The following is a 9,298-nucleotide window of genomic DNA, read 5'->3' as shown; positions in this document are numbered from 1 at the left end:
GTTTTTCAGGCTCTCGTGGTAGCGCTGGTTATTGTAGTAGTCGACGAAGTCCCCGATCTGTCGCTCGAGATGACCGGGCAGGTAGTAATTCTCCAGCAGAACACGATTCTTCATGGTCTGATGCCATCGCTCTATTTTGCCCTGGGTTTGCGGGTGGAATGGCGCTCCGCGAACATGGTCCATCTTCTGATCCTCCAGCCATTTGGCCAGATCGCCAGAGATGTAACAGGATCCGTTGTCGCTGAGCAGACGGGGTTTGTGTCGGACCACGGCCTGGTCGCAGCCTGATGCTGCCAGAGCCAACTCGATCGTGTCTGTTACGTCCTCAGCACGCATATTCCACTCCACCGGAAACGGCTTCAGCACCCGCGCCAGTGTCACCGTCGGCCCCTGCTTCCCGTCGAGGATCGCCTCGACGATGTCCGGCGCGAGCAGGGTCAGGCGCAGTACGCGGGTCATGTAGGAAGGCGCGATGCCCTCGCACTCGGCCAATTCGGCGATGGTGGCGAACTCGCCGGCCTCCAGCATACGCTTCCAGCGGAAGGCGCGAGCCAGTGCCTTGACCAGCGTGCCGTCGGTTCTGCTCGGCCGCGCGGCGCCCTCGGGGAGCTGCATCTCCTTTCGGCCGCCGCGTTTCACGACGCGGAACGGGACTTGGAGCGTCACCGTGTCGGGGATCGGCGACTCGCGACTCATGCGGCAGCAGGCGACGCGCGCCGGAGCGCAGGATATCCGTCAGCGGATCGGGCGAAAATCCCGATGGATCAGGCAATGGCGTGATGGTAGTCTTCGTCATGTGGCATATCCCTTTCTCTCCAGAGAATTGACGGCGCGTGAACACCGCCATGATATGCCGCCCCTCAGGGGCCATCACCAACTTTCAGCTATATCTCCTGAGCCCGTCTACAACGCCTGTAGAGCGTCTACCACTGCGGGCCTGTGTGAGCCTCCTCACGATAAAGCCAGACGGTCTTGGCATCTGGCACTGTGCCTTCAGGGCACAGCCCGAGAATCTGCTGGAGCAGTTCTCTCCCCCCTCAGCAGGAAGCGCGTATACTTCTTCTACCAGATCAAGTGGGACGCCTAGTTGATATCTGCCCTACGACAGTTCTCAGCCTAAGGCGTGCTTTCCTCGGCCTGACCCACCCTCGGTACTGATAGGAGCGACTGTGACATTGGCGCCGAAGTTCGATTGTCCGACCGAAAATGCGAAGCTGTCTAGCGCGGTTTTCGGCAGGACAGCGGTACCGTCGGTCAGGGCGTTGAAGCCTGGCCATCCGTCACGCATCCAGACGGTTCCTTCGGGGATACGCCGAGTTAACTTCGCGGTGGCTTGGAAACTACCGTGTGAACTACTGATCTCGATTTCAGCTCCGTCTTCTATGCCACGTTTCTCTGCGTCTGCGGGCGCTATCCAGAGGGCAGGGAAGACTTCCCGTGCGGCAAGTGTCGGCAATGCTCGCCCATGGTCGTAGAACGAATGAAAATGCGCAAACGTGCGACCCTGCGCCAAGACCAGCGGGTCGTTTGCGGCGCCGGTATTACTCTTGGGTCGTAGTGGTTGACTAGGTGCTTGCGGCAAGGGAGCCAAGCCCATCCCGCGCGCCCGCTCCGAAAAAAACTCGATCTTGCCTGAGGGTGTATCGAAATCGAGCGTGGGATACGCGACATGGCTTATCCGAAGCGGCGCGCTGCCGCCCATCTGGCGTAGCCTTTTAACTGTGACATGGCCGGTCGCGGGGTGGTCCAGCACGGCGTCGATGGCCTCGACGTCATCTACCCAGGGATAGACATCATCAACGCCGAGACGAAATGCCAGACCCTGAAGAAGATCTTGCAGCGGCTTGGCTTGGCCCGCGGGTTCCATTGCGCGGTCGCACAGATGAATATGCGAATTCGTGGCTTTTGCGCCGATCTCTTCCAGCCAGATCGTGCCGGGCAGGACGACATGGGCGGCCTCGCGGATAGATTGGTTCTCAAACAGGTCGTACATGACAAACAATTCTGTCTTTTTCAACGCGTCCCGAACACGGTCGGTATCGGGAAAGGACGACAGAAAATTCGATCCGATCGAGATCAGGACCTTTATCTGTCCGGCCTCAAGGCCTTCGATAATCGCCTCCATCTGGTTCGGGATATAGGGGCCGGGTTTTCGCCGGTCGCGTGCTGAGATATCGACGAACCCGGCTCCGTGGCTGCGTGCGCCGTGCCGCGGGCCCAACCCTCCGCCGGGTATGCCGAAATTGCCGGTCAGGCCTGGCAGGCAAGCGATCGCCCGCGCAGCGTACCATTCGTTGCCACCCTTGTGTAGTGACGATCCACCGATCACGATCATGGCGGGTTTTGTGGCCGCATAGTTGCGTGCAAGGGCTGTAATCCGCTCTGCCGGGACTCCGGTGACGGCTTCGGCCCAAGCCGGTGTTTTGTCGGCAAGATGTGGCACCAAGGCGTTGAACCCGACGGTATGGGCCTCGACGAATATTTTGTGCCATGTCCCGTCGGTCACGATCACATGCATCATGGCCAAGGCAAGCGCGGCGTCCGACCCGGGGCGGACCAGAATCACCTCATCAGCCAGCGCGCTGGCTTCGGTTCGGCGGACGTCGATGACCACTACCCTTGCCCCGCGCCGTTTGGCCTCCTCGACATGGCGGATCGTGTGGGCTTGACTGACGGTATTCGCACCCCAGAGGATGATGAGGTCCGAATGAGCGCTCATGTCCTCCTTGGTGGAGGTCTCGAGCGCTCCTGTCAGTCCGATGCCGAAGCCGCCCAGCCCCCAGCAGATCATTGCCGGATTCCAGCTGTGGCACCCGTATAGATTGGCAAAGCGCTCGACGAGCCCGCGCTTTAGGCCAAAGCCGTAATCGTTCACCGCGTTGCCATGACCCTGCCAGATGCCGACAGCGTCCCGGCCCACGTCTCGCATGTGCCGGGCGACAAAATCCAAGGAGTCGGCCCAATCGGCAGCCTGCCAATTTTCCGCATTGGTGTCGGTTCGGATCCGCGGTGCAAGCAGGCGGCGGTCATTCCCCACGATTTCATGTGCTGCTTTCCCCCGCATGCACAGAAAGCCGCGGCTGTCGGGGTTCTCGGTGTCACCCTCAATGGACAGCAGCTGTTCCTGCGTCATGGTCACCTTCATGCCACACAGCGTCGGGTGGCAATTCATCGGACACATGGTCTTAATCACGCGCGGCGCAGAAGTCGGGGGCATCGGACGCTCCTTCAGCGTTTCGGTTTGGAGGCGGGCAGGCCCGGCATTGAGATGTAGCCGGGCAGCGCCGCAATTCTTTCGAGCCAGTTCAGTATCGAGGGGCGTTCGTCCAAGGACAGTTCTCCCGCTCGAGCCAGCCCTACATAAGGAAAGACCGCAATATCAGCGATGGTTGGCCGACCAAGGCATAGCCAGTCATGGCGGGCGAGGTGGGCGTCGAGATGAGCCAGAACGCGTTCGCCCTCGGCGGTAGCGCGGCGGATGTCGATATCCTCCCCGGCGAGATGGTACAATCGCGCCATTTGAGGCCCGTTGGAAACTTCCTTGGCGGCATAGGAAAGCCATTCGGCGATCGCAGCCATACCTTCGGGCGTGGGATCGACCCACTCTGGCCCATCCTTGAGAGCGAAATATAGGAGAATGGCCTGGCTGTCCTGGACGACGGTTCCATTGTCGACGACGACCGGTATTTGCCTGAGCGGATTGAGCCTACCGAACCAATCGGCTTGGTTTGCATGTTCCAGAACGTTCATGAGTTCAAGCCTGAAAGGCAGCCCCAACATGTTCAAGAACATACGGACCTTGTGGCAACTTCCCGAAAGAGGGTGATTGTAGATGAGGATGTCGCGGTCTGCTTGATTATTCGTGGTCATGGTGAAGCCTGCCAGTGTCTGATCTAGTCGAAAAGATGATTGAGATTGCCGCCGGATGAGTCGTCAGTGCCGCCGGAGGCCGCGGGCGCGATCAACTCAGTGCCGGTTCCTTCGGTCGCTATCGGTTCAAGAATCACCAGTTCTGGCCAGGCTATCACGATACCGATGAGAGCGACATTCAGAGCCACGAAGGGTAGGGGGCCCGTATAAATCTGTGCGGTATCGACCCCGGGTGGAGCCGAAGGTCCGGCCGGCCGCGGCGCGACGGAACGCAGATAGAACAGTGCAAACCCGAAAGGTGGGGTCAGAAACGAGGTCTGCAAATTCATGGAAATCAGGATGCCGAACCAAAGAGGATCAATATTCAGCACTACTGCGGTTGGCAGCAGAAGCGGTACCACGATGAACGCGATTTCGAAGAAGTCCAGAAAACACCCCAGAATGAAGATCACGACCATCGCGAAAACGATAAAGCCGACCTTCTCGCCAGGTAGCGACAGCAGCAGGTCGTGCAGCCAGGCATCTCCACCCAGGCCGTAGAATGTCAGGCTGAACAGTCGCGCGCCGATAAGGATAAAGAATACAAAAACGGTCAGCCGTGCCGTCTGGTGCAGCGTCTCGCGCAGCGCCGGGAGGGTAATTCGGCGGCGGGCCATGGCGAGAAGCAGCGCGCCAGCGGCACCCATTGCACCGCTTTCGGTGGGCGTTGCCACGCCCAAAAAGACCGTGCCCAGCACCAGAAAGATCAGTCCAAGCGTCGGCACAAGCGCCATGATCGCGCGGCGCACAAAATCTCCATGGGGCCGAAAACCAGCGGCAACCACAGCTGCGGCGGCTCCGATCATCATCGCACCCACGATGCGGAGTTCTGTCGTTGCGGCTGCGCCAAGCGCCCGATGTCCGAGCCAAGTCGCGCCGACACCCAACGCCATCATCGCGGTCAGGCCCAGAAATTCGCGCCATCCGGCATGCATGCCCCGCATCACAGGCATCCGCCCTGGAGAAAAGACTGCGACCGCCGCAAGAAACAGGCAGAACATCCCGATAAGCAAAAGCGCGGGGACGGCAGCCCCACGATACATCTCGCCGACCGGAACGCCCATTTGGTCGGCCATGACGATCAGCACCAGCGAGGGCGGGACGATTTGAGACAAGGTTCCCGAGGCGGCGATGGTGCCGGCGGCGATGCGCGGGTCATATCCGCTGCGTAGCATGATCGGCAGTGCGATCAGGCCCATCGTCATGACCGAGGCCGACACCACACCAGTGGTTGCCGCCAGCAGGGCGCCGACCAGAACCACTGCGAAACATAACCCACCTCGTACGCGCCCGAAAAGGCGCGCGACGATCTCCAGCAGCTCCTCGGCAATTCCGGTACGTTGAAATATGGCGCCCATGAGGGTGAAGAAAGGCACGGCGAGCAGCGTGTCGTTGCTGAGGATCCCGAAGATCCGGTCGGGCTGTGCCTGAAGCAGGGGCCATGACAGGTGCACGATGCCCGGGAAAATTTGCGACATGCCGACGCCAATGGCGAAAAATCCAAGCCCCCCCGCCGCCAAGGTAAAGGCAACAGGATAGCCAAGCATCAACAAGCCCATCACGATGATGAACATGATCGGGGCAAGATTGGCAGCAAGAAGCTCGATCATCGGCATTCCGTCACGCAGACCCCTTGGAATGTGTCTGGTCGGTGGTGCCGTTCTCCGTTACGGTTCGCGCGTCGCCATTTTCCGGCGCGCCCTCTCGGATTACCCGGACAATTGCTGCGAGGGCCTGCAAGGTTAGTAGTCCAAAGCCCAAAACCACGATTCCGCGCATCGGCCAGACTGCAAGGCCTCCGGCATTCAGCGATTGCTCGCCCTGGCGGAAGGAGCGGGCAAAATAAGGGAAACTTAACCACAGCATGATTCCGGCAAAGGGAAGCAGCATAAGGACATGCCCCAGCAACTCGATGGCCGTGCGGGTCTTGCGGTTCATGCGGGCGGAAAGGATTTCGATCCGGACATGGGCGTTCTGCTGCAACACCCACGGGGCGGCCAGCATGACCATGGTTCCGATGAGGTACCATTGAGCCTCGAGCATGGCGTTAGAACTCATTGCGAACAGCTTTCTCACAATCGCGTTTCCCGCGCTCAAGAGCACCGCCGCCAGCAAGAGCCAAACAGAGGCGCGACCGACAAGCGCGTTGAGCCTGTCGATCGCACCACCGATTGCCGCAAGATAACGCATCAGCCGCGGTTGTTCATCAGATAGGATTGAGCTGCCCCGTCATTGACCGAGCTCCAAAGCAATTGCTCGTCGAGGTAGGATTTCCACTCCGTGTGCACGCGTTTGAACAGCGGGTCTTCGGCAGCCTGCGCAGCCAAGAGTTTCTCGCTGCTGGCCTTCATCGCGTCCATGATTTCGTCGCTCCAAGAGCGTAGTTCGATTCCGGAAGCCACTAGACGCCGCAGCGCTGGGACATTGAGCGTGTCATAGGTCGCGAGCATGTTGGAGTTGGTTTCTGCACAGGCCGATTGCAGAGCCGCTTTGTAAGAATCTGGCAGATCTGCATAGGCGTCGGCGTTGGCCAGGAACGCGATCGAGGCATTCAGTTCCAGTACGCCGGGCGAATAGTAGTATTTCGCCACCTTGTTGAACCCGAGCTTCTCGTCGTCGTAGGGGCCGACAAATTCTACCGCGTCCAATGTGCCACGTTCCATCGCCGAATATAGGTCTGATCCGGGAATCTGCTGTGGGACCGCACCCAAGTCGGCGTAGATGTTGCCAAGATATCCCGCTGCGCGGATGCGCAGTCCCTTGAGATCTTCGACTGTGTCGATGGGTTTCCGGAACCAGCCTCCCATCTGTGCGCCTGTTGCCCCCGCGGGAAACTGCACGACGTTGAATTCTGAATAGAGCTCGCGCATCAATTCAAGACCGCCGCCAGTCCGCATCCAGGCGGTGTGCATGCGTGGGGTCATCCCGAAGGGGACGCCCGTGTCGAAGACAAGGGCGGGCATCTTGCCGATGTAATAAAACCCCGCAGTGAAGCCGCATTCCACCGTACCGGTCTGAGCCGATTCTAGAACGCCGAGCGGTGGCACTAGTTCTCCGCCCGCATAAACGTCGATCTTAAATCCATTGTCGGTCAGGGCGGCGACCCGCTCGGAAAGGAATTCCGCGGCTCCGTGAATCGTGGCCAGGCCCGTCGGAAAGGAGGTGGGCATGCGCCACTGCACCTTTGTTTGGGCTCTTGCGATGCTCGGTGTCGCCAATGCGGCAACTGGCGCCGCTGCTCCTGCCTTGATGAAATTACGTCGCTTCATGGAAAACCCCCGTTGGTTTCGGTCGGTGCTTGCGACCGTGTCTGCGCCTTTATCGGCGAATGTCGGCAGCCGCAGCCTATGGGTGAAGCTGCCGTTGGGCAAAGGGTTGTCCATTGGGCGGTCATGTGTCAACTTCTATTCGCAACGGAAGTTCGTAATGATTTGAGATAAGCTTTACAGTTGGGAACGCTTGCGTCCAAACTAGATCGACTCATCTCAGGATACCCCATGGACGAACCGCAAGAGCGAGCCCAGGCCGGGCTGCGCGCAAGAGATTTCAGGCGCCGGAAGAACATGACCCTCGAACAGGTCGCGGCCGCCTCGAGGATGAGCAGCGGACACCTATCGAGATTCGAAAGGGGCGAGAAATCCCTGTCTATCGCCTCGCTCATGAGGTTGGCCCGGGCATTGCAAACCACCGTTGGTCATCTGCTGGGCGAGGACGGTTCGGCAAAGGATCTTCATCTCGTACGGGCCGGCGAGGCGAAGTCACGTAGCGTCGAAGATGGTGCGGGACCTTACGAATTCTTCTTTTTGAGCGGGTCTGCCGGAGATCATGTCGGACATGAAACCTTCATCGTTTCAATTCCCCGCAGCAGCCGAAGGGCGAACTCCGCATTCCATTCGGGGCACGAGCTTCTCTATCTTTTGTCCGGGCACTTAAGAGTGCAGGTCGGCAGTCATGAGGTCCAGCTGAATCCGGGCGACTACCTCGAGTTTCCCGGCCATTATCAACATGAGATTGAGAGCATCGCCGAGCGCAGCGAAGTGCTGATCATCGTTTTCGACGGATCCCATATGAGCTGAGTAAGCTACCAATCGTCCGGCCATCAGACGAAATTGGCAGGCCCGCATGCGGTTATCGCCCTTGTTGAGGTTGTAACTGTAGACGAAGGACTTTGTCTTACCGAGTGTTTTGGCGATTTAGTCGAGAAGCGTCTGCGCCCGACACAAACTTTCCCGCCAGCCAATAACTCACGACGGCGATCTCGACAACTGCGATAGTCGCCGCATTTGCGCTAGCTGGTAGGAAGGCAGTTGAGTCTCTGTCCTGACGCCTGAGAGCTTCGAGCCCGGCACCCTCGTGGCCGAGCTGGAGCAATCCTGTCGCAAACGCTGGACGACCTAATAAGCGGCCCAGGTTGATCGTGCTGCGCCGCAGCTTGCCTCAGCTGCCCACGCGAAAGATGGGAAAGCCCACCTTGAGGGAGAGGCCGAAGCGGTCGGATAACCGCCGCATACCGCGCAGGCGAGCTTGCTCTTGGACATGTGCTTGTGCTCGTAAGGATATTCTGAAAACAAGGGATCATCCGATCGAAATTCAGGAGGCCTCGAATGCCGATAGAAAGAATAGGTGGAGAAGTGAAAATGCCCGACGGAACGCGCGTGCCGCTATCGAAGGCGGTGCGGGCCGGTGAATTTTTGTTTCTGTCTGGGCAGCTCGGGTTCGGCACTGACGGCACTATCGTAAACGGCGGGGTCGAGGCGCAGACCCGGCAATGCATCGAGAACGCCAAAGTGCTCTTGGAAAAGGTAGGGTCCGATCTCTCTCGGGTCGCCAAGGCGACGATCTGGTTGACCGACACCGCCGATTTCGGAGCCTTCAACAAGGTCTATGGCAGCTATTTTCCGTCGCATCCTCCGGCCCGTTCCGCCGTGTGCTCGGCGCTGATGGTGCCGGGCGCGGTGGTCGAGATCGAATTCCTCGTCTATCACCCGGCCTGAGGCACCTCATCCTCGCCATTTTTTCCAAGCGCTGATGGTCGGTGCTGTCTGACGTCAGCACCTTTGGGACAGATTTGAGGATTTGAACAACGGAGGGTTTCTGGTTCATCATAGCGTTTAAGGAGCGAAGATGAACAAGAAGCCCGGAACATCGAAAGACGCAGCTGACAAGCTGGTCAAAAACATCCGCCGCAAGACCCGCCAGACCTACTCGGCGGAGGAGAAGATCCGCATTGTTTTGGCCGGATTGCGCGGGGAGGAAAGCATCTCGGCGTTATGTCGCCGCGAGGGTATCTCTGACAGCCTGTATTACACTTGGTCGAAGGAATTCCTTGAGGCTGGAAAGCGTCGTCTTTCCGGCGACACAGCGCGTCAGGCGACATCGCCTGAGGTGA

9 protein-coding genes and 1 pseudogene are annotated in these 9,298 nt (G+C 59.1%); 4 read left to right on the top strand and 6 right to left on the bottom strand.

From position 1 onward, the window contains the following. From BMW66_RS19210 to BMW66_RS19180, 6 genes and pseudogenes are all read right to left on the bottom strand, one after another. Positions 1–339, bottom strand: a pseudogene (locus BMW66_RS19210) (integrase core domain-containing protein); the annotation flags it as partial. Between the two features lie 772 nt (positions 340–1,111). Beyond that, positions 1,112–3,217 carry a molybdopterin-containing oxidoreductase family protein gene (locus BMW66_RS19200; RefSeq protein WP_093120764.1) on the bottom strand — a complete coding sequence of 702 codons (2,106 nt, stop codon included), beginning with the start codon at positions 3,215–3,217 and terminating at the stop codon, positions 1,112–1,114. A gap of 11 nt (positions 3,218–3,228) precedes the next feature. Beyond that, complete coding sequence (locus BMW66_RS19195) at positions 3,229–3,870, bottom strand: glutathione S-transferase family protein (RefSeq protein WP_093120762.1); 642 nt, start codon at positions 3,868–3,870, stop codon at positions 3,229–3,231. A gap of 23 nt (positions 3,871–3,893) precedes the next feature. Continuing rightward, the gene (locus BMW66_RS19190) at positions 3,894–5,519 is read right to left on the bottom strand and encodes a TRAP transporter large permease (protein WP_175483332.1); all 1,626 of its coding nucleotides are present in this window, start codon (positions 5,517–5,519) and stop codon (positions 3,894–3,896) included. A gap of 10 nt (positions 5,520–5,529) precedes the next feature. Further along, complete coding sequence (locus BMW66_RS19185) at positions 5,530–6,099, bottom strand: TRAP transporter small permease subunit (RefSeq protein WP_093120759.1); 570 nt, start codon at positions 6,097–6,099, stop codon at positions 5,530–5,532. After that, positions 6,099–7,079: a TRAP transporter substrate-binding protein gene (locus tag BMW66_RS19180; protein ID WP_217639352.1), complete on the bottom strand. Its 981-nt coding sequence runs from the start codon at positions 7,077–7,079 to the stop codon at positions 6,099–6,101. Before BMW66_RS19180 ends, BMW66_RS19185 begins: the two co-directional genes overlap by 1 nt. Here BMW66_RS19180 and BMW66_RS20445 point away from each other — a divergent pair. The 4 genes from BMW66_RS20445 to BMW66_RS19165 form a co-directional block, all read left to right on the top strand. Next, positions 7,078–7,344, top strand: coding sequence for a hypothetical protein (locus tag BMW66_RS20445; protein ID WP_175483330.1), 267 nt, complete (start codon positions 7,078–7,080; stop codon positions 7,342–7,344). The two genes, BMW66_RS19180 and BMW66_RS20445, sit on opposite strands and share 2 nt — an antisense overlap. 62 nt (positions 7,345–7,406) lie before the next feature. Further along, a complete protein-coding gene (locus tag BMW66_RS19175) occupies positions 7,407–7,985 on the top strand; it encodes a helix-turn-helix domain-containing protein (RefSeq protein ID WP_093120758.1) in 579 nt (192 codons plus the stop codon). Positions 7,986–8,546: 561 nt separating this feature from the next. After that, positions 8,547–8,903: a RidA family protein gene (locus BMW66_RS19170; protein ID WP_175483331.1), complete on the top strand. Its 357-nt coding sequence runs from the start codon at positions 8,547–8,549 to the stop codon at positions 8,901–8,903. Positions 8,904–9,033: 130 nt separating this feature from the next. Further along, the coding region (locus tag BMW66_RS19165; protein ID WP_139196309.1) for a transposase at positions 9,034–9,298 on the top strand (265 nt) is incomplete at its 3' end.

Source organism: Salinihabitans flavidus, from assembly GCF_900110425.1.
Taxonomy (GTDB): Bacteria; Pseudomonadota; Alphaproteobacteria; order Rhodobacterales; family Rhodobacteraceae; genus Salinihabitans; species Salinihabitans flavidus.
This window is presented reverse-complemented; position numbering and strand designations above follow the sequence as displayed.

Coding starts and splice junctions, on each gene's coding strand:
- BMW66_RS19170 (WP_175483331.1), top strand. CDS start 8,547: ATGCCCGACGGAACGCGCGTGCCGCTATCGAAGGCGGTGCGGGCCGGT.
- BMW66_RS20445 (WP_175483330.1), top strand. CDS start 7,078: ATGCGCCACTGCACCTTTGTTTGGGCTCTTGCGATGCTCGGTGTCGCC.
- BMW66_RS19190 (WP_175483332.1), bottom strand. CDS start 5,519: ATGATCGAGCTTCTTGCTGCCAATCTTGCCCCGATCATGTTCATCATC.
- BMW66_RS19175 (WP_093120758.1), top strand. CDS start 7,407: ATGGACGAACCGCAAGAGCGAGCCCAGGCCGGGCTGCGCGCAAGAGAT.
- BMW66_RS19180 (WP_217639352.1), bottom strand. CDS start 7,079: ATGCCCACCTCCTTTCCGACGGGCCTGGCCACGATTCACGGAGCCGCG.
- BMW66_RS19195 (WP_093120762.1), bottom strand. CDS start 3,870: ATGACCACGAATAATCAAGCAGACCGCGACATCCTCATCTACAATCAC.
- BMW66_RS19185 (WP_093120759.1), bottom strand. CDS start 6,099: ATGCGTTATCTTGCGGCAATCGGTGGTGCGATCGACAGGCTCAACGCG.
- BMW66_RS19200 (WP_093120764.1), bottom strand. CDS start 3,217: ATGCCCCCGACTTCTGCGCCGCGCGTGATTAAGACCATGTGTCCGATG.